The 17,561-nt window shown below is 67.0% G+C and carries 21 protein-coding genes; 9 read left to right on the plus strand and 12 right to left on the minus strand.

Features of this window, described 5'->3' with window-relative positions; translation table 11 throughout:
* Positions 1-36 precede the first annotated feature (36 nt).
* A complete protein-coding gene (locus KBY67_RS08340) occupies positions 37-540 on the minus strand; it encodes a hypothetical protein (RefSeq protein ID WP_255110569.1) in 504 nt (167 codons plus the stop codon).
* A 210-nt stretch (positions 541-750) separates the two neighbouring features.
* Here KBY67_RS08340 and KBY67_RS08345 point away from each other — a divergent pair, with 210 nt between their 5' ends.
* Positions 751-1,449 carry a BMC domain-containing protein gene (locus KBY67_RS08345; protein ID WP_255110570.1) on the plus strand — a complete coding sequence of 233 codons (699 nt, stop codon included), beginning with the start codon at positions 751-753 and terminating at the stop codon, positions 1,447-1,449.
* Here KBY67_RS08345 and rdgB read toward each other — a convergent pair.
* From rdgB to KBY67_RS08365, 4 genes are read right to left on the minus strand one after another with little or no spacing between them, the layout of a single operon-like run.
* Positions 1,439-2,050, minus strand: a complete 612-nt coding sequence (gene rdgB, locus KBY67_RS08350; protein WP_255110571.1) for an RdgB/HAM1 family non-canonical purine NTP pyrophosphatase — start codon at positions 2,048-2,050, stop codon at positions 1,439-1,441. The genes KBY67_RS08345 and rdgB overlap by 11 nt on opposite strands.
* 6 nt (positions 2,051-2,056) lie before the next feature.
* A complete protein-coding gene (locus KBY67_RS08355) occupies positions 2,057-2,446 on the minus strand; it encodes a hypothetical protein (RefSeq protein ID WP_255110572.1) in 390 nt (129 codons plus the stop codon).
* Between the two features lie 57 nt (positions 2,447-2,503).
* The gene (locus tag KBY67_RS08360) at positions 2,504-3,202 is read right to left on the minus strand and encodes an SDR family NAD(P)-dependent oxidoreductase (RefSeq protein ID WP_255110573.1); all 699 of its coding nucleotides are present in this window, start codon (positions 3,200-3,202) and stop codon (positions 2,504-2,506) included.
* Positions 3,203-3,412, minus strand: a complete 210-nt coding sequence (locus tag KBY67_RS08365) for an acetyltransferase (RefSeq protein WP_255110574.1) — start codon at positions 3,410-3,412, stop codon at positions 3,203-3,205.
* Between the two features lie 352 nt (positions 3,413-3,764).
* Between KBY67_RS08365 and KBY67_RS08370 the strand changes: the two genes are divergently transcribed.
* A complete protein-coding gene (locus KBY67_RS08370; RefSeq protein ID WP_255110575.1) occupies positions 3,765-6,686 on the plus strand; it encodes a hypothetical protein in 2,922 nt (973 codons plus the stop codon).
* 29 nt (positions 6,687-6,715) lie between these two features.
* Here the strand turns inward: KBY67_RS08370 and KBY67_RS08375 are convergent, their stop codons facing one another.
* The gene (locus KBY67_RS08375; RefSeq protein WP_255110576.1) at positions 6,716-7,363 is read right to left on the minus strand and encodes an NAD(P)H-dependent oxidoreductase; all 648 of its coding nucleotides are present in this window, start codon (positions 7,361-7,363) and stop codon (positions 6,716-6,718) included.
* Positions 7,364-7,516: 153 nt separating this feature from the next.
* Here KBY67_RS08375 and KBY67_RS08380 point away from each other — a divergent pair, with 153 nt between their 5' ends.
* Positions 7,517-7,726: a hypothetical protein gene (locus tag KBY67_RS08380; RefSeq protein ID WP_255110577.1), complete on the plus strand. Its 210-nt coding sequence runs from the start codon at positions 7,517-7,519 to the stop codon at positions 7,724-7,726.
* A 10-nt stretch (positions 7,727-7,736) separates the two neighbouring features.
* On the opposite strand, the gene KBY67_RS08385 is transcribed toward KBY67_RS08380, so the two are convergent.
* Positions 7,737-8,087: a hypothetical protein gene (locus KBY67_RS08385; protein ID WP_255110578.1), complete on the minus strand. Its 351-nt coding sequence runs from the start codon at positions 8,085-8,087 to the stop codon at positions 7,737-7,739.
* Positions 8,088-8,127: 40 nt separating this feature from the next.
* Complete coding sequence (locus KBY67_RS08390) at positions 8,128-8,412, minus strand: high light inducible protein (protein ID WP_255110579.1); 285 nt, start codon at positions 8,410-8,412, stop codon at positions 8,128-8,130.
* 110 nt (positions 8,413-8,522) lie between these two features.
* Between KBY67_RS08390 and KBY67_RS08395 the strand changes: the two genes are divergently transcribed.
* From KBY67_RS08395 to KBY67_RS08405, 3 genes are read left to right on the plus strand one after another with little or no spacing between them, the layout of a single operon-like run.
* Positions 8,523-10,082, plus strand: coding sequence for an NAD(P)/FAD-dependent oxidoreductase (locus KBY67_RS08395; RefSeq protein WP_255110580.1), 1,560 nt, complete (start codon positions 8,523-8,525; stop codon positions 10,080-10,082).
* Between the two features lie 42 nt (positions 10,083-10,124).
* Positions 10,125-10,814, plus strand: coding sequence for a hypothetical protein (locus KBY67_RS08400; protein ID WP_255110581.1), 690 nt, complete (start codon positions 10,125-10,127; stop codon positions 10,812-10,814).
* A gap of 42 nt (positions 10,815-10,856) precedes the next feature.
* Entirely contained in the window at positions 10,857-12,395 is a 1,539-nt protein-coding gene (locus KBY67_RS08405; RefSeq protein ID WP_255110582.1) for an SGNH/GDSL hydrolase family protein, read from the plus strand.
* A gap of 2 nt (positions 12,396-12,397) precedes the next feature.
* Here KBY67_RS08405 and KBY67_RS08410 read toward each other — a convergent pair whose 3' ends face one another.
* From KBY67_RS08410 to KBY67_RS08425, 4 genes are all read right to left on the minus strand, one after another.
* Positions 12,398-12,907 (minus strand): hypothetical protein, encoded by a 510-nt coding sequence (locus tag KBY67_RS08410; RefSeq protein WP_255110583.1) that lies wholly within the window; start codon positions 12,905-12,907, stop codon positions 12,398-12,400.
* An 18-nt stretch (positions 12,908-12,925) separates the two neighbouring features.
* Positions 12,926-13,189, minus strand: coding sequence for a hypothetical protein (locus KBY67_RS08415; protein ID WP_255110584.1), 264 nt, complete (start codon positions 13,187-13,189; stop codon positions 12,926-12,928).
* Positions 13,190-13,220: 31 nt separating this feature from the next.
* A complete protein-coding gene (locus tag KBY67_RS08420; protein WP_255110585.1) occupies positions 13,221-14,114 on the minus strand; it encodes an amino acid ABC transporter substrate-binding protein in 894 nt (297 codons plus the stop codon).
* A gap of 96 nt (positions 14,115-14,210) precedes the next feature.
* The gene (locus tag KBY67_RS08425; RefSeq protein ID WP_255110586.1) at positions 14,211-14,897 is read right to left on the minus strand and encodes a hypothetical protein; all 687 of its coding nucleotides are present in this window, start codon (positions 14,895-14,897) and stop codon (positions 14,211-14,213) included.
* A gap of 118 nt (positions 14,898-15,015) precedes the next feature.
* Between KBY67_RS08425 and gltS the strand changes: the two genes are divergently transcribed.
* The 3 genes from gltS to KBY67_RS08440 all read left to right on the plus strand — a co-directional run bounded on the left by gltS (position 15,016) and on the right by KBY67_RS08440 (position 17,558).
* Positions 15,016-16,230, plus strand: coding sequence for a sodium/glutamate symporter (gltS, locus tag KBY67_RS08430; protein ID WP_255110607.1), 1,215 nt, complete (start codon positions 15,016-15,018; stop codon positions 16,228-16,230).
* A 68-nt stretch (positions 16,231-16,298) separates the two neighbouring features.
* The gene (gene gap, locus KBY67_RS08435; protein WP_255110587.1) at positions 16,299-17,294 is read left to right on the plus strand and encodes a type I glyceraldehyde-3-phosphate dehydrogenase; all 996 of its coding nucleotides are present in this window, start codon (positions 16,299-16,301) and stop codon (positions 17,292-17,294) included.
* Between the two features lie 81 nt (positions 17,295-17,375).
* The gene (locus tag KBY67_RS08440; RefSeq protein ID WP_255110588.1) at positions 17,376-17,558 is read left to right on the plus strand and encodes a hypothetical protein; all 183 of its coding nucleotides are present in this window, start codon (positions 17,376-17,378) and stop codon (positions 17,556-17,558) included.
* The last annotated feature ends 3 nt before the right edge of the window (positions 17,559-17,561 follow it).

Genomic DNA, 17,561 nt, shown 5'->3' on the forward strand with positions numbered 1-17,561 from the left:
CCCCGGTGGACACGCGGGGGCTTTCCGGAGTCGCCCTCAAAGGCGGCGACGGAAGCCGTCGCTGAAGCCCACCGAGGGGGCGGAGCGCTCGTCACTGGCGCGGCTGAGCTGCCAGACATTGCGGCTGAGGCGCTGGGCGGTGATGCCGGCCCGGCGCACCACGGCGGTGCCGGGGCGGGCCCCCAGCAGCAGGGTCACCTCCTGGGTAGAGAGGGGTGCCCCTGTCTCGACCGCCAGGGAGATCACCTCCAGGCGACCCTTCAGGGTCAACACCGTGGCGGAGCCTTCCGCTTCGGCCTCGAGGTCGAGCAGAGGCAGTTCAACGCCCGTGCTGGCCATGCCGCGCATCAGGCCCAGCCCCACCACGGCCAGAGCCTGCTCAGGCTTGACGCCCTGCTCGATCGCGCCGCTGATCCACTCGGAGAAAGAGCTCTGCGCCTCGCTGCGAACGCTGCCGGCTGACTTGACACTGGAGGCGGGGTTCACCGTGTTGGTGGTGGTGCTGGCGGAGTTCACCGTGCTGCTGGATTTCGAAGCCACGGCGCTGATTCTCAGGGGTCTTGAAGTGAAGGTATCGGCTGATCCCGGGCGCGCAAGGGGGCAGCGGTTCAGGAGCAGGAAATGGAAAGGGCCCGAAGGGTAGGATCCACTTGCTTCCTTGAGAACCCAGTCCCCTGGGGATTCGGCCCACTCATTTAGGCCGTTGCAGCACCCATCCCTCAGGTCTCGTTGATGCCCCGTTCGTCACGGATGGATTCCCGCCCGCCGAACGATTCAGGCCGAGGTCGTCAAGTTCGTCTCACCGGCAGTCATAGCCCGGCAGTACAACCGCGCCAGGGCATTGAGCTGCGCGCCTTCGTCTTTCTCGACTCGCTGCAGCCCCAGTTGGCGGCCTATATGGGCACGGTGTCCCAGGGCTTCCTGCCCATTCCAGGTGATGCCTGCCTCTGGCTGGAGGTGGCTCCCGGCATGGCCGTGCACCGCCTCACCGACATCGCCCTCAAGGCCAGCACCGTGCGCCTTGGCCAGAAGGTGGTGGAGCGGGCCTTCGGGTCACTGGCCCTCTATCACCGGGATCAGAGCAGCGTGCTGCTCTCCGGCCAGGCGGTGGTGGACGCGATGGGCACCACGGTGGAGCAGCGCGGTCGTTGCGAGGTGACCTGGGACGAGATCATCCGGGCGATCACCCCCGACCATGCGGTGCTGATCAACCGCCAGAACCGGCGCGGCTCGATGATCCAGGCCGGCATGAGCATGTTCATCCTTGAGACCGAACCCGCCGGCTACGTGCTGATCGCCGCCAACGAGGCCGAGAAGTCGTCGAACATCACTGTGGTGGATGTCAAAGCCGTGGGCGCCTACGGGCGCCTGACCCTGGCGGGCCGGGAGGGCGACATCGACGAGGCCGCCGCCGCCGCCATGCGCGCGATCGAGATCATCAACCGCTGAAGGGCCGGCTGTTGCCGTTCAGACCCAGGGCCCTGGGCAGATCAGACGCCAGGGTGCGCAGGGCCTTGGCGCGGCTGCCGAGCTTCTCCAGCTGATGGGGGGGCATCTCGGCGAGGGTGCAGCCGGCCTCGCGCACGTGCAGCAGACGGTTGTAGCCGTAGCCGGGGGCCTTCACGGGCTGACGCAGGATCTCCCCCCGGCAGATTCCCTCCGCCTCCAGGACGGTGCTGCCGCTGGGGTCAGCCAGGGCCACGGCGCTGATCAGGGCTGCGCTGCGGTAGGGGGTGTCCCCCAGCTCCCGCAGCAGACGTGCCATGCGCTGCTCATCACCCTTGGCGTAGCGGGCTGAATACACCCCCGGAGCACCTCCGAGGGCATCAACCGCCAGGCCCGAATCATCGGCCAGGGCCCAGCGACCGGTAATGCGGGCCACGGTTTCGGCTTTCAAGCGGGCGTTCTCAGCGAAGGTGCTGCCGGTTTCCTCCACCTCCAGTCCCTCGGGCTGAGGGATCACCAGCAGATCCAGTGAGGCCAGCATCGCCTCCATCTCCTGGATCTTGTGGTGGTTGCCGCTGGCGATCACCAGCACGGGCCTGGCCATGGAAACTCAGGCCTGGGTGGCCAGCGGGCGCGGTCCCTGCCTGGGCACGGGGCCGTCGCGGTCGGAGCGGAAGATCAGCTCCAGGTCGCCGGCGTGGTCGGGCAGCAGGGAAATCAGCTCGGCAAAGGCCGTCTGGGTCTGGGGTGCCCCTTTGATCATCGTCTCGGAGCTCATGAGCACCACATCCAGCTCGGGGCCATCGGCCTGGGGCTGCACATCGGCAAAGATCTGAACCACCAAGCCCTGGGGGGGGAGGCGCATCACGCCGCTGAGGTGGGCCGGGCCCTGGTGCTCCAATTCGGCATTCAGGCGCTGCAGTGCAGGCATCAGCTTGGGGATCAACTCATGGCCCGCCGCCGGCCCCCGGGGTTTGAGCACGATGATCAGACGAGCCATCTCCGCCGCTGCGTTCGAGGACCGCATCCTTGCGCAGCGTCGTTCCCATAGGGGTCCTCAACGCTCTCGCTGACAACTGATGGCCAGCTCGAAGGGCACCGCAGTGGTCGGCAGGTCCAGCAGCAGGCTCACCTGGGCGGCCAGATCCTCCGGCTGGGTCATCTCCTGGGGCGGGATGGCCTCAACTGCCGCCGCCATCTCGGTGTTCACCCAGCTCGGGCAGATGGCCGTGACCCGGATGCCCGCCTCCCAGCCCTCCTGGCGCATGCAGTCGCAGAGGGCCATCAGGGCGAATTTGCTGGTGGCATAGGCCGCCAGCCCCCCTCTCACGCGCTTTCCGCTCATCGAGACGAGTGTGATGATCCGGCCCTGGCCGCTGCGGACCAGCCAGGGCCAGGCCGCCCGCGTCAGCCACCAGGGACCCATCAGGTTCACGGTCCAGAGCCGCTCCGGCTCCGCTGCTTCTGTCGCGCTGAACAGCAGCCCGGCGCGGGAGAACACTCCAGCGCAGTGGATCAGACCATCGATCGCGCCAAAACGCTCGGCCGTGGCCGCAACCCAGGCCTCGGCGCTGGCCGGCTCGGTGGCCTCATAGGGGTGCAGAAGCAAAGGCGCCGAGGCCTCCAATGGCGTGCCCGCCACCTCCTGGGGGGAGCGCACCCCCAGGCTCAGGCGGTGGCCCTCAGCCGCAAGGCGCGTGGCGATCGCCCGGCCGATGCCGCGGCTGGCGCCACTGATCAACAGCGTGCGAGGCATTCAGCCCTGGTGGTAGGCCGGGTCGAGCCAGCAGCGGGGCATCGCTTCATCCGAGGGGAACACCAGGTCAGTCTTGGTGAACGACTGTGGATCCTGCATCTCCTCGCCAGCGTGGAAGCGCCCGCTCAGGCAAGCGGCGAAGGGGTCCATCAATTGCTTGACGTCGAGCACCTCCACCAAGCTGCCGTCAGGACGGTACTTCAGGAACATGGGGCCCTCCAGGGGATCTATCTCCGCTGTAGATCCGCCCCGGGCTCTCTGGAGCATCAGCGTGGTGGAGCGTCACCGACTGAGCGGACGCCAGGGAGGGAGCACCGTTGCGCCCAGGCCGCCGCAGCGAACACCGCCGCCATCACCAGGAACACATCGGCGAACAGGCTTACGGTGTTGATGCCGTAGGGCAGGGCAGGGCGGTGCGGTCGGAGCGGCGCTCCAGCTGGCCGAGCCGGTAGGCCTGCCAGGCAAAGGCGGAACCGGGGGCTGTGAACCCTTGTGACCCTGGCGGTCCGGCGCCCCTTTCATCCCTCAGGTTCAGAGCTGGAATCCCGCCCGAAGGGCCGTGATGGAGTTAGTGCTGGCGCTGCTCGCCCTGATCGGGTTCACCGTCCTGCTGCTGGTGTTGGCGGTGCTGGGCCTGGGCTGGCTACTGAACCGAAGCCGGCGGGGGAGCTCCAGCGGGGCCATGGCGGAGGCGCTGCTGCAGCGGCTGGAGAGGGTCGAGGCGCGGCTGGAGAGACTGGAGGGGCTCGAGGGTCTTGGTCAGACCGAGCGGTTGGAGCGGCTGGATCAGACCGAGCCGGCGCAGCTTCGGGAATTGGAGGCGCGGCAGCGAGCTGAGACTGGTGTCGGCTCAGCCGGCGTGAGGCCGCCGAGGCTGCCGCCGCTGGCTTCACCAGCAGCCTCCGCTCCGCCCCCATCTTCGGAGCCGGCCCCTCAGGGACGCTCTTTGGCCAAGAGGCTGGAGCAGGGCATCGAGAACTGGACCGGACGGCTAGGGGCCGCGGCGGTGGTGGCCGGGGTCACCTTTCTGCTGCTGCACAGCGCCTATCGGCTGGAGCCCGCCCAGCGGTTCCTGCTCACCCTGCTGGCGGCGGCGGCCCTGGCGGGGCTCTCCCTCTGGCTGGCCCGCCGGCCCAGCTGGCAGGAACTCTCCGAGTGGATCCGCAGCGCCGCCGGGGCCATCGTCCTGCTGGCCTGCGCCGCTGCAGGGGGATTGCCCGGACTGGGGTTGCAGTGGATTGATCAACCTCTGCCCGCCCTGGCGATTCTGCTGCTGGGCATCGGCCTGAACCTTCTGCTGGCCTGGCGATCACGGCGTCAGGCCCTGGCAGCCGCACACCTGGTGGTCTCGCTGGTGCCCCTGGCGATTGTGCCCCCCTCGGCGATGGCCCTGGCAATCGCCAGCGCCATCGTCCTGATCGGCCTCGGCCTGGCCCAGCGCCGTCGTTGGGATGGGGAACTCCTGCTCGTGAGTGGAGCTGCGGCGCTGCAGCACTGGTTCTGGTTTCTGCAGACCGATCTGCCCTTCCGCAACGAGGGCCTGCGCCCCGTTGGGCTGGCCGCTGCCGTGGTGGTGTTCGGCGCCGGTGTGCTGGTGGTGCACGGGCAGCGGGCCAGGCCCGCCTTGAAGGTGCTGCCGCTGCTGGCCCTGCTCACAAACTGGCTGGCCCTGGCGCTGGCCCTGCTGGCCTATCCCGCCAACCCGCTGGGCCGGGCCCTGGGCTGCGGCCTGGCGGCCCTTCTGGCCCTTGGTCTGGCCCGGCGCGCGGGCCGCCGCGGCGAGGCCTGGTTGCAGCGGGCCGAGCAGTTGATCGCCCAGTTGCTGGTGATCAGCGCGCTCTTCAGCCTCGGACCGCTGATGGCCAACGGGCTGGTGCTGCTGCTGGCGGTGCTGCTGGCCTGCCTGGTGTTCCTCCGCATCTCCTCTGCCGGTGGCGAGAGCTGGTGGCCACGGATCAGCTGGGGACTGAGCCTGGGCTTCGGAGTGCTGCTGGCGCTGGTGGGCCTGATCCCAGCGATCGGACCCAGCAGCAGCCAGAACGCCATCACCCTGCTGCTGGGGGCGGGGGCAGCGGCAGCCAGCGGCGTGGATCTGGCCAGGGCTGCTCCAGAAAAGCCCCAGGCCCGAGCCAGGCCCAGCCTGGGCTGGCTCAGCGCTGGGCTGGTGGTCAGTGCGGCGGTGCAGGCCCTGGCGGGCGGTTGGATGGAGTGGCTGGCGCTGGCGGCGCTGGGCACGATGGTGGTGGTGGCGAAGCGGGTACGGGCACCGGGAGTGCTGGTGGGCGCCCAGGCCGCTGGCCTGGTGGTGCATGGGCTGGCCTGGCTGAACCTGCTGCTGGCAGCCCCCTGGCCGGCCGGACCCGTGAGCTTGCGTTTGTTGCCGCTGCTGCTGCTGGCGGGGCTGTTGCTGCAGGCCGGGGCCGGGGGGCGGGAGCGCCAGGCCGCCATCGTGCTGCTGGCGATGGATCTGGGGCTGGCCGCCCAGCTGCTGCTTGCTCCGCTCTCGTCGCTGCTGCCTGCCACGGCCTGGTTGCTGCTGGCGCTGCCCCTGGCGGATCTGGCAGCACGGACCTCGGCACGAACGGCACGGACCCTGCTGCTGGTGGGAGCGGGGTATCTGCTGGCGGTGCTGGTGGTCTGGCCCGTCTGGGTGCTGCCCTCCACGGCGCAGCTCGGGCTGATGCTCTGGAGATGGCCACTGGAAGGGCTGGGCCTGGCGGTGCTGCTGCGCTGGTGGCGAATCAGCCACCAACAGCCACTGAGCAACGACCCCGGCTGGAGGCGCCTTCGCCCCTACTTGCTGGAAGCGGTTCTGCTGAATCTCAACTTGATCCTGCTCTGGGAGTTCTCCCCTGCCGCGCGGACCCTGGCCTGGGCCGCTCTGGCCCTGCTGCTGATCAGCCGCTACGGCAGCCGCTTCTTCCAGCCACGGGGAAGGCTCTATGCACTGCCGATCAGCTGGCTCGGCCTGCTGCAGCAGGTACTCGCCCTGCGCGGCCTGCGCCTCAACGGCGGCGAGTGGGGCACAGGCGATCAGCTGCTGATCGGGCTGGGAGTGCTGCTGCAGATCGCTTTCGTGGTGTGGCAACACCGGCAGACGCCCCGGGAGGCCATCGATGCCCCAGGAGTTCTGGCTGGTCCCACGGCCCTGCTGCAGCGGCTGGAGGGTCAGCGACTCGCGGCCATTGATCTGCCGATGCTGGTGGGGCTGGCCCTGGCGATCTACTGGCGCTTCGATGCCGGCCTGCTGACGCTGCTCTGGTCAGCCCAAGCGTTCCTGGTGTTCTGCCTGGGGGCCTGGTTGCGCAACAACCCCCTGCGCCATTTGGCTCTGGCAGGACTGGGGCTCTGCCTGCTGCGGCTGCTGGTGATCGACCTGGCCCGGGCCGACATGGGCCTGAAGGGGGTGGTGTTCGTGGGGGTGGGGCTGCTGCTGCTGGCGATGAACGCCCTGGTGAACCGCTTCAGCGACCGCTTCGGCTGACGCCCCTAACGCAAGCTCCGCCTTGAAAGTCAGCGGTGCTCGATCAGTTCCTTCAGGGGGTATCGCACCTTCTCGAGACTGGCGTACTTGTCTTTGGCGCTGCGATAGCCGGCGGCGCAGACCACACAACTGCGGTAGGGGGTGCCGTCGAGGGCGAGCAGGCGGTCGTAATCGGGCGGTGAAAAGCCTTCAATCGGGCAGGTGTCGACCCCGAGCAGGGCCGCTGTCGTCATGAAATTGCCCAGGGCAATGTACGTCTGATTGCTCGACCAGGCATCGATCTGGGCGCTGCGGTGACCCACCACCAGGTCCTTGTGCATCAGCTCGCGGTAGCCGGCCAACGACTCCGGTTCAAGAGCGCGGGCGGCGGCGGTGGCGGTGATCAGGCGGTCGAGATCACTGTCCTCGATCTGGCGCCGTGTCAGGAACACCACCAGTTGGGAAGCCTCAGTGATCTGGGCCTGGTTCCAGGAGAACGGCCGCAACTCCTTGCGCAGTGCCGGATCGTCGATGACCAGGAATGTCCAGGGCTGCAGGCCATAGGACGAGGGGGTCAGCACCAGGGCCTGCTCAAGGGCCTCCCATGTTTCGGTGGGGATCTTGCGCTCAATGTCGAACTGCTTGGTGGCATAGCGCCACGTCAACGAGTCGAGCAGATCGGTGTTGGCGATCGGCATGGGATTCTCCTGTGAAGAAAATCTTAAGGAGCTTCGATCAGACTGTGGTGCTTGTGCCAACCTTGGTGCCGTCACAGGGCCCGTTGGACCGGCTGGGGCAAAGCCCCTCGTGGCCGCGGTCCCCGTTTCCCACTCACCCACCGCTCAGCACCGATGGAGCACTGTTCCTTCACTGGCCAGGCGATCTGGCTGAAGCGCTCCAGAATCCAGGCGCTGCGCAGCCGCCTTCTGGACCTCCAAATGCGGCTGCAAGGCCAGATTCAGAACCTGCCGCTGGGCAACGAGGACTGGCTCGACACGGAGCGGGAGCTCAATGCGGCAGAAGCTGCCCTGTCCCAGTTAGGGGACTGGCGGCTGGGCTGAACAACGGACCTCAGCGACTGCAGGGAAACTCATCCCGGGAGCCCACCAGCAAGCTGAACTGGGGTCGCTCGGGATCGGCGGCAGACCAGTACCACTTGCCGTCGGAGTAGCTGGGAGCGCCATTGGTGTTGGTGCGCGGCAGCTGCAAGCTCAGATCGCGCCAACGCAGCACTAAGAAAGCACCCGGAGCAGTGCCGGCACTGGTGTTGGGGATGCCCGGCGCATCAACGGCACCGGCATGAACTTCGGCCAGCATGGGATCTCCGGCGCAGAGGTAACGCTCCGGCGGAGCGGCCCAGGCGGGAGACACCAAAAAACCGCCCAGAAGCAGGGCGGCCAGCAGAACAGCAAACAAGCGCATAGCAACGGAGGGGCTCAGCATTCGCTGAGCCAGGCGTAGATCAACCGATGCCGAGTAGGCCGCGGGTGAAGGCCTCGCCGCCCAGGGCAAATTCAGTGGCCAGGAGGGCAATGAAGCCAAGCATGGCCATGCGGCCGTTCAGCTTCTCGGCGCGGTCATGGAAACCCCAGCCACTCTCGGGGCTCACCACTTCCATGCGGGGCTCGGTGGCGAAGGCATTGAGGCGGCCGCCATCTTCTGTGGTGACGGTGGCACCGCGGATTGTGGCGCGCTCGCTGGAGGTCACAGGAGCCGCGCTGGGAGCGGTGGCGGTGGCTTGAGCCATGGGGGTCTCCGTTTCGATGAAACTAATGTAACACATTGTTGCGGATCATTGCAAGCCTCCCCGGGCCTGCGGGCTCGCCATCATCAAGAGCAGATCCCATCAGCTCTTACGTGTCCGCCCCCTCCTCCAGCTGTGATCTGGTCGTGATCGGCAGCGGCCTTGGCGGGCTCAGCTGTGCCGGCCTGGCCGCCCTGCACGGACTCGATGTGGTGGTGCTCGAAGCCCATGACCGCGCCGGCGGGGCCGCCCATGGTTTCGAGAGGCGCGGCTTCCAGTTCGAATCGGGGCCTTCGCTCTGGAGCGGTCTGGGCCGCTGGCCCAGCAGCAACCCCCTCTCCCAGGTGCTGCGCGCCCTCGGCGAGAGCGTGCCCGTCGCCACGTATCACGACTGGGGGCTGCTGCTGCCGGAGGGTTCCCTGCGAATCGGTGTGGGGCCCGAGCCCTTCATCGCCGCGGTCCGTGAGCTGAGGGGGATGGCAGCAGCCGAGGAATGGAGCGCCTTCATGACCTGGCTCCAGCCCTACAGCCAAGCCGCCCTGGCCTTGCCACTGCTGGCCCTGCGCCCGGGTCTGGGCATGGCCGCCGTGCTGGGAGTGCGCCGCTCCGCCCGGCTGGCCCGGCTAGCCCCGCAGCTGGCCGCCCTGGGGGGCGCCTTCGGGCCGATGGCACGCCGCCACCTGCGTGATCCCTTCCTGCTGCATTGGGTGGACCTGCTCTGTTTCCTGATCTCGGGCTTGCCGATGGATCAGACCAGCGCCGCCGCCATGGCGACCCTGTTCGCCGACTGGTTCGACCCCGGCGCCTGCCTGGAGTACCCCTTCGGCGGCAGCCCCGCTGTGGTGGCCGCCCTGGTGCGGGGCCTGGAGCGCCACGGCGGAGCCCTGCACACCAGCTGCCCCGTGGCCGAGGTCATCCTGGAGGGGGGTGCTGCCCGGGGGGTGCGCCTGGGTGATGGCCAGCTGATCCGCGCCCGGCGCGGGGTGGTGAGCAACGCCAGCCCCTGGGACACCCTCGCCCTGCTGCCCCCTGGATCTGGCCACAGCCGCTGGCGCCAGCAGCGAGCCGCCACTCCGGCCTGCGCCAGCTTCCTGCACCTGCACATGGGCCTGCGTGGCGAGGGACTGCAGGATCTGCCGGTCCACCACGTCTGGGTGGGCGACTGGGAGCGGGGGATCGGCGCCGAGCGCAACATGCTGGTGCTCTCGATGCCATCGCTGCTGGATCCCTCCCTGGCCCCCCAGGGTCAGCACGTGCTGCATGGCTACACCCCGGCCAACGAACCCTGGGAGCTGTGGCAAGACCTGGAGCCTGGAACGGAGGCCTACGAGCAGCTCAAGCGCGAACGCTGTGCACTCTTCCGCCAGGTGCTCGGCGACATCATTCCCGATCTGGAGGAGCGCGTGGTGATCGAACTCCACGGCACCCCCCGCAGCCACCAACGCTTCCTGCGGGTGCATCAGGGCAGCTACGGCCCGGCCCTGGGGGCAGGGCAGGGGACCTTCCCCTCCGGATCCACGCCGATTGAGGGGCTCAGTCTCTGTGGGGCGGGGGTGTTCCCCGGCATCGGCGTGCCGCCGGTGGCGGTCAGCGGAGCGATGGCCGCCCATGGCTTTGTTCCCGTTTCCCGGCACAGGGCGCTGCTGGAGAGCCTGGATCTGCTCAGGCCTTGAGCCCACGGCACGTACTCTTCCCCCAGTGCGACAGATCAGCGGGTGCTGAAGGGCAGTGACAACCGGGTCGAGGAACTGAAGGCTCTGGGCTGGTCAGCCGAGGACCTCAGCAAGTACGAGGAACTCTGGGAGTACCGCCAGCGCTGGGGTGCGATCAACCTGGAGCTGGCGGAACGCGTCTTCCTGCGTCAGGCCGAGGCGGCCCTGCCCAAACGGTCCGCCCATGGCAAGGGTGGAGGGCGCAAGACGATCCAGGAGAAATCCCACTACCGCTGGCTCAGTGCCCAGCTGGAGGCCATGCGCAGCAGCCCCGTCGAGACGGGCCTGGAAAACGGCCGCATCGGTGCCTGGCCGATCGTGCTGGAGGAAGAACTGCGTGCCCTGGCCTACTACCAACCGGTGCTGGGCCTGCCAGACACGCTCAAGGCCAAGGCCCTGATCCCCGCCCGGGAGCGCTGGATCGAAGCCGCCGCCGTCAGCGGCGAAACCCTGTCCTTTGATTTCCCCGCCGCCCTTGAGGCCATCCGCCAGAGCGGCACGCCCAGCTGGAAATCCCTGCGCTCCGAAGCCGCTGAGAATCCTCTGAGTTATCCGGTGCTCGATGCCGAAGCTGCCGCCAGCTTCCGCGCCACGGTGCGCCAGGAGGTACTGGCGCTTACCCGCAGCACCTTCCCCTCCCTGGCCGAAACCAGCAAACCCGAACCTCCCGACGACTGGCAGCCCAGCCACTGAGGATCTGGAAGAGGATCAAGGGGAGCTGTCGATGCACTCACCATGCTGACGATCATGCCCATGGGTGATTCGATCACCCATGGTTTCAATGTTCCAGGCGGCTACCGCAAACCGCTCGACGAGCTCCTGATCTCCTTGGGCCTCAGCCCCAATTTCGTCGGTCGCTATTCCCAGTCAGGCGATACGGCATCCGACCGCGATCACTGGGGACGGCCCGGATGGGGGATCTCCCGTACCGATGCCACGATCGGCGGCAGGAGTTACGTGTCGCTGCAGGCCAATGAAGGACCCCAGGGCGCGATTCGTGACGGGCTGTTCCAGGACCTGGATCAGGCCATCAGCACCAGCTACTTCTCCAGAGAGCAAGAGTCGATCAACATCCTGTTGCTGATGGTCGGCAGCAACGACATCGTCCACCAGGTGGTGGAAAGGCAGGATGGAGCTGTCGCGGCCGGCGACCGCAACAACGATGGCCAGGGTGAGCAGCAGAACAGGATTGCCGAAGCCACTATCAACCGCCTCAAGGCTTTCCTAGATGAGGTGAACCGCCTGGCAGCCAGGGATGCGCTCCAGCTGGAGTTGATCGTGGCCACCATTCCCACCATCACCCAGGACTGGAACCAGGATCGACTCAGGGACCCCATCAGTTCCGTGATTCTCCAGGAACTCCGCGAGTACAACGACTTCATCCGCGACACCCTGCCGGATCTGCGTTTCTCCCAGCTGCGGCTGCGGGTGGTGGATCAGTTCAAGACCGTCGGCAACGATCTGATTGATGGCCTCCATCCGTCGAGCCAGGCCTTTGAACGCATGGCCGCCACCTGGGCGATGGCCATTGAGCAGGTCGCGGCAGAGCGAGTCCCTACCCCGATATTGATGCCGTTGGTTCATGGCCTCCAGGTGAATGAGGCGGGGCAGCTGGCGGTGGTGCCTGGCGATGCAGCCATCAGCGGTATCGAGCTCAACGGCGATGCTGTCGCCGACGATCTGCTGCTGGGCAGCGCGGACCTGGATCAACTCAGGGGTCTGGGCGGCAATGACAGCATGCGGGGCCTGGCTGGGGACGATCGCCTCTTCGGCAACCAGGGCGATGACCTGATCCTGGGCAATCAGGGCCACGACTACCTGGTGGGCGGCCAGGGCGATGACCTGATCCGCGGTGGCCGGGGGCGCGATCTGATCAGCGGCGGGCTCGGATCCGACATCCTCTTCGGAGGCTTCGGGGCCAATATCGTTCTCTCGTCGGTTGATGGCTACGCTGACACCCTGGTGATCAGCAGTGATCGATTCTTCGCCAATCCGTTCGATGGCGGTGCAGCTACCAACCTGCTGGGAGTGAAGGTGGATGTGATCGAAGCAATCGACGACCTTGACCAGATCGTGATCCTGGGGGTGGACTCAGCCGATCTTTCCCTGGCACCCACCCGCATCACCGACTCCGGAGGCCGCGGCCTCGAGGGCCTGGGGATCTACGCCCGCGGCAGCCTTGAGGCTCTCCTAATGGGCAGCAGCCTGGATCCTGGGGTCCTGGCCGGCCGGATCAGCGGAGTGATCAACGAGGATCTCCTACAGCTGGGTTGACCCTAGGGGGAGGAACGACCTTGACAGGCCTCCTTCAGCAACTGGGTCTCAAAGGCGGCCTGGGGCTTCTCCCAGCCCTTCCAGGCCATCGCTGCGCCGGTGACGTTGATCTGGCCGGCCTTGCAATGGACCGAGAGATACATCATCTGGCCCTTGGCATTGCGGCTGCGGGTCACCAGGCTGCCGTCCATCAGCTGCCAGCTGGACGAGTCGATCGAGAGCGGGCCATAGGCGCGCCAATCGGCCGCCATCGCCGGCTGGGCCGGCAGGACCAGAGACAGCATCCACCCCGGCAGGAGCCCAGAGGCCGTGGGGCCGGCCGGGGGTTGCGGGCGGAGTCTTGGATCAGGGGCTGCTGGCGCCAGCAGCATGCGCACGATCACTACCGCCAGATTGACGGCAATCAGGGCGAAGGCCAGGGCCCCCACCCCAGCCAGAACCCGCAGCCCCAGGGGGCGGGAGGGGGCATGGGCCAGTTCGAGGTCGTCGAGATCGTCGAGGTTCTGGGGCATTCAGTGGATCGGCGGGGCCTAAGGGGTGGGTTTGGCGGCAGGCGGGCTGGTGGTGTACTCAACGCTGCAGCGGTAGCGGAAGCTGTCGCCGGGGGTGACGATCTGCTGGCAGCGGCTGCCGGTCACCGTGGCGCCCTGGGGGACCTGGCTGGTGGCCGCTTGAAGGGCACTGTCCTGGTCGATGATCGAATCGGCCGTGACGGAGCCGGCGCTGGCGGGAAGCGCTCCCAGCAGCAGGACGGCCGCGAGGCCGCCGAGGGACCGAAGCATGGTTGCCGTCATGTGATATGAGGAGGGTGGAATCGGGACCGCCTCAGGGTTTGGTCGGCACCTCTTCCTTGAAGTCAACCATCAACTGCATGGTTTCGGTGAACAGCCCAGTGACGTCCTGGGTGAGGGGAGTTTTGCCCTGGGGGCCGAACCAGCGGTCGAAGATGCCCCGCTCCCTGGGCTGCTGACGTAAAAACCCCTGCATATAACGGATCAGGGCCAGGTCTACCACCCGCTGGAAGGAGGAGTTGTTCTGGGGCACCATGCAGGCGATGCCCTCCCGGGAGTAGGTGTCCGCTGACACCTGGAAGGGAGACTGGCCGCCCTGACGCTGCAACCAGGCGTAGAGCAGCATGCCGTCGTCGGCGAAGGCATCGATGCGGCCCTGCTGAAGCGCCTCATAGCCCGCCTGCCTGTTCTTGAGCAGCACCACCGAGGCGGCCGGCTGGCGGCTGGCCACCGCCAGGGCACTGGTGGTGCGTGGCATGGCACCCACTCGCTTGCCCGCCAGCGATTCGGGAGAGGAGAGGCCAGAGCCCTTGGGCACCAGCAACTGGGTGCCGGTGATGCCGTAACTCACTGAGAAATCCACCTTCTCATCGCGGCTCCAGGTGAAGCTGCTTGCATCGCAGACCAGGTTCACCGCCCCCGATTCCAGGCTGGAGAGGCGCTGGTCGGTGTCGAGGGGCACCAACTTCAGCTGGATCGGGCGGCCGGTCTGACGCTCGATCTCCTCCCGGATCAGGTTCATCATGTCGATCGAGTAGCCCACCAGCTGCCCCTGCTCGTTCTGGTAGGCGAAGGGGAAGGCATCCCGGCTGGTGCCTCCCACCAGGACACCCGAGGCCGCCACCGACTCCAGCAGGGAGGTGGCGGAAGCCGGTGCCGCCAGGGCCAGAGCGGCGAGGAGTTGCAGCAGAGGGAGCAGACGTTTCACCAGCAAGACTCGACTCACCAACTGAATTGAACTGGAATCAACATAGTCCAAAGGCCCCAAATCAGAGGGCCTGAAAGTAAAGACTAGCCGCCATAATCACGTAGGCGGCCAGCAGCACCCCCCCTCCAGCCAGTCGGAGCGGCCATCGAGGCTCACCAGATTGCTCACCAGCACCGCCGTGATCACCGCCACCAGCTCAAAGATCTCGAAGCTGAGGTCGAGGGGATGCCCCAGCAGGGGACTCGCTAGCACCAGCACTGGCACCGCCAGCAGGGCCACTAGCAGGGTGGAGCCCATCGCCACAGACACCGCCAGGTCCATCTGATTGCGGCGGGCCATGGTGATCGCGGTGAGGAATTCCGCCGCTCCGCCCAGCAGCGGCAACAGCACCACCCCCGTGAACAGAGCCGTGGGCACGAGCTGGCTGGTCACGGATTCCACCACGCCAACGAAGATCTCCGACACCAGCGCCAGGGCGGTGGTAGCCCCGATCAGCACCAGCAGCAAGGGCAGCGGACTGACGGCTGCTTCCCCATCGCGGCACTCCGCCTCCGCCACCTCATAGAGGGCCCGGTGGATGCGCAGCGAATAGATCAGGGTCAGTCCATAGACCAGCAGCAGCACCCAGGCCACGAATCCCGAGAAGGCCTGGGTGCGCTCCAGCGCCACCCCTGTGGAGAACATGGCAATGCTGGGAATCAGGATCGCCAGCCCAGAGCAGGCGAAGACCACGCTTTCTCCCCAGTGCAATCGCTCAGCCGCCCATGAGAGCGGTACCAACACCAGCCCAGCCGTGGCAAGGTCCGTCGGGTGAACATCGGCAGCGATCTGGCTGGGGGCATTCTGTGCCGAACCAGGCCAGTAGGCTCTGCCGGCCAACAGAGGACTGAATAGCTTGGAGGTGGGTAGTTTCGCCACATTCAATATCGCCATCGTGGTGCTGGCGATCGGGCGTTGGCTCAACCAGCGCGTGGCCGTGCTGCGCCAGTTCAACATTCCCGAGCCGGTGAGCAGTGGTCTGCTGGTCTGCGTGCTGCTGGCGCTGGTGCATGCCATCAGCGGGCTGGAGGTGGGCTTCAACCTGGCCACCCGCGACTTTCTGCTGCTCTATTTCTTCGCGGCGATCGGCCTCAGCGCCGACGTACGCACCCTGATCGCCGGCGGCCGGCCGCTGCTGGTGCTGGTGGGGTTAACCCTGGGCTACATGGTGCTGCAGAACCTCACCGGTGTCGGCGTCGCCAGCCTGATGGGGCTTGATCCCCTCAAGGGGCTGCTGGGGGGTTCGGTGTCGCTGCTGGGGGGGCACGGCACGGCAATCGCCTGGGCACCCCGCTTCGTGCGCGACCACGGCATCGACAACGCTCTTGAGATCGGCATCGCCTGCGCCACCCTGGGTCTGGTGCTGGCCTCGCTGATGGGGGGGCCGGTGGCCCGCTTTCTGATCCGTCGCCATGGGCTGCGCTCCGGCCCCACCGATGGCCCCAGCACTGGCCCCAGCACTGGCGCCGGAGAGCGGGCCGACACCCCCTCGGATCTGCGGCCGGTGACCTATTTCAGTCTGCTGAGCACGCTCTTCTGGCTGAACATGAGCCTGGCGGTGGGTGAAGTGCTGCACAGCGGCCTGCAGACCATCGGCAGCAACCTGCCACCGTTCGTCTGTGCCCTGTTCGGCGCGATCCTGCTCACCAACCTCGTGCCGCGCCTGCTGCCCCGGATGCGCTGGCCGGCTGGATCCCGTCCTCTGGCGCTGATGTCGGAGATCTCCCTGGGCATCTTCCTGACGATGTCGCTGATGAGCCTTCAGCTCTGGACGATCGCGGGCCTGGCGGGTCCGATTCTGATCATCCTGGCGGCCCAGTTCCTGGTGGCTCTGGTCTTCGCCGTGGTGGTGGTGTTTCCGGCGATGGGCAGCAGCTACGACGCCGCGGTGATCTGCTCCGGCTTCGGTGGGATTTCCCTGGGGGCCACCCCCACGGCCATGGCCAACATGGCGGCGGTGAGCCACCGCTACGGTCCCTCTCCCCAGGCGTTCATCATCGTGCCGCTGGTATCAGGGTTCTTCGTGGACATCAGCAACGCGGTGGTGATCCAGCGCTTTCTCAACTGGCTCGGCTGAGGCTGTAACGGATCTGGGGGCAGCCGGTAGGGTGAGCGGCTGCAGCACAACCGATCAGGGGAGCCGAGATGGCGATTGCACTGGGAATCAACGGGTTCGGGCGGATCGGACGGCTGGTGTTTCGCCGCAGCTTCGAGATCGAGGGGATCGATGTGGTGGCGATCAACGATCTGATCGAGCTTGATTACATCGCCTACATGCTCCGCCACGATTCCACCCACGGACGTTTCCGCGGCGAAGTGGACACACGCGATGGTCAGCTGATCGTCAATGGCAAGGCCATCCGCGTCAGCGCCGAGCGGAATCCGGCGGACCTGAACTGGGGGGCCGTGGGCGCCGAAGTGGTGCTCGAATCCACCGGTCTGTTCCTCACCGATGCCTCAGCGCGGGCCCACATCCAGGCGGGCGCCAGCAAGGTGGTGCTCTCGGCCCCCTCCAAGGACGACACGCCGATGTTCGTGATGGGGGTGAACCACCACACCTACGCCGGCCAGGACATCGTCTCGAATGCCTCCTGCACCACCAACTGCCTGGCCCCGATCGCCAAGGTGCTGCACGACAACTTCGGCATCCGCGACGGGTTGATGACCACCGTCCATGCCATGACCGCCACCCAGAAAACGGTGGATGGCCCCTCTGCCAAGGACTGGCGCGGTGGCCGCGGGGCCGGCCAGAACATCATTCCCTCCTCCACCGGCGCCGCCAAAGCCGTGGGCAAGGTGATCCCCTCCCTCAACGGCAAGCTCACCGGCATGGCCTTCCGTGTGCCCACGCCCGATGTGTCAGTGGTGGATCTCACCGTGAATCTGGAGCGCCCCGCCAGCTACGAAGCGATCAAGGACGCGATGAAAGCGGCCGCCGCGGGGCCGATGGCCGGGGTGCTGGGCTACACCGAAGCTGATGTGGTGTCGTCGGATTTCCTTGGTGAAACCTGCACCTCGGTGTTCGATGCCGGCGCCGGCATCGCCCTCACCGAGACCTTCGTCAAGGTGGTGGCCTGGTATGACAATGAGTGGGGCTATTCCTGCAAGTGCCTCGACCTCATCCGTCACATCAGCGCCTGAGGGGCTGGCGGATGCGGGGATCTGCGGTTGATTGAGCTCTGCAGGTCCCCTGCACCGCACCCCTCGATGGAGTTCCCAACCTTGTTGGTCAGGCTCGTGAGCCGCCCGCCCGGCCATGACCGGGCCCTGGTCCTGCGCAACCGCCAGGGCCGTGTCACCGGGGGGTACCACAACGCCAGGCTGCTCGACCCGGAGCAGACCAAGGCGCTGATGGCCGACCATCACTGGGATGTGGTGCCCGGCATGGACGCCAGACGGGGCTGATCC

Origin of the sequence: Synechococcus sp. RedBA-s (genome assembly GCF_024345495.1) — a bacterium.
Lineage (GTDB): Bacteria > Cyanobacteriota > Cyanobacteriia > PCC-6307 > Cyanobiaceae > Regnicoccus_A.

Excerpts from the sequence above, each read along its gene's own strand:
- KBY67_RS08345 (WP_255110570.1), top strand. The coding sequence starts at position 751 with ATGGATTCCCGCCCGCCGAACGATTCAGGCCGAGGTCGTCAAGTTCGT.
- rdgB (WP_255110571.1), bottom strand. The coding sequence starts at position 2,050 with ATGGCCAGGCCCGTGCTGGTGATCGCCAGCGGCAACCACCACAAGATC.
- KBY67_RS08355 (WP_255110572.1), bottom strand. The coding sequence starts at position 2,446 with ATGGCTCGTCTGATCATCGTGCTCAAACCCCGGGGGCCGGCGGCGGGC.
- KBY67_RS08360 (WP_255110573.1), bottom strand. The coding sequence starts at position 3,202 with ATGCCTCGCACGCTGTTGATCAGTGGCGCCAGCCGCGGCATCGGCCGG.
- KBY67_RS08365 (WP_255110574.1), bottom strand. The coding sequence starts at position 3,412 with ATGTTCCTGAAGTACCGTCCTGACGGCAGCTTGGTGGAGGTGCTCGAC.
- KBY67_RS08370 (WP_255110575.1), top strand. The coding sequence starts at position 3,765 with ATGGAGTTAGTGCTGGCGCTGCTCGCCCTGATCGGGTTCACCGTCCTG.
- KBY67_RS08375 (WP_255110576.1), bottom strand. The coding sequence starts at position 7,363 with ATGCCGATCGCCAACACCGATCTGCTCGACTCGTTGACGTGGCGCTAT.
- KBY67_RS08380 (WP_255110577.1), top strand. The coding sequence starts at position 7,517 with ATGGAGCACTGTTCCTTCACTGGCCAGGCGATCTGGCTGAAGCGCTCC.
- KBY67_RS08385 (WP_255110578.1), bottom strand. The coding sequence starts at position 8,087 with ATGCGCTTGTTTGCTGTTCTGCTGGCCGCCCTGCTTCTGGGCGGTTTT.
- KBY67_RS08390 (WP_255110579.1), bottom strand. The coding sequence starts at position 8,412 with ATGGCTCAAGCCACCGCCACCGCTCCCAGCGCGGCTCCTGTGACCTCC.
- KBY67_RS08405 (WP_255110582.1), top strand. The coding sequence starts at position 10,857 with ATGCTGACGATCATGCCCATGGGTGATTCGATCACCCATGGTTTCAAT.
- KBY67_RS08410 (WP_255110583.1), bottom strand. The coding sequence starts at position 12,907 with ATGCCCCAGAACCTCGACGATCTCGACGACCTCGAACTGGCCCATGCC.
- KBY67_RS08415 (WP_255110584.1), bottom strand. The coding sequence starts at position 13,189 with ATGACGGCAACCATGCTTCGGTCCCTCGGCGGCCTCGCGGCCGTCCTG.
- gap (WP_255110587.1), top strand. The coding sequence starts at position 16,299 with ATGGCGATTGCACTGGGAATCAACGGGTTCGGGCGGATCGGACGGCTG.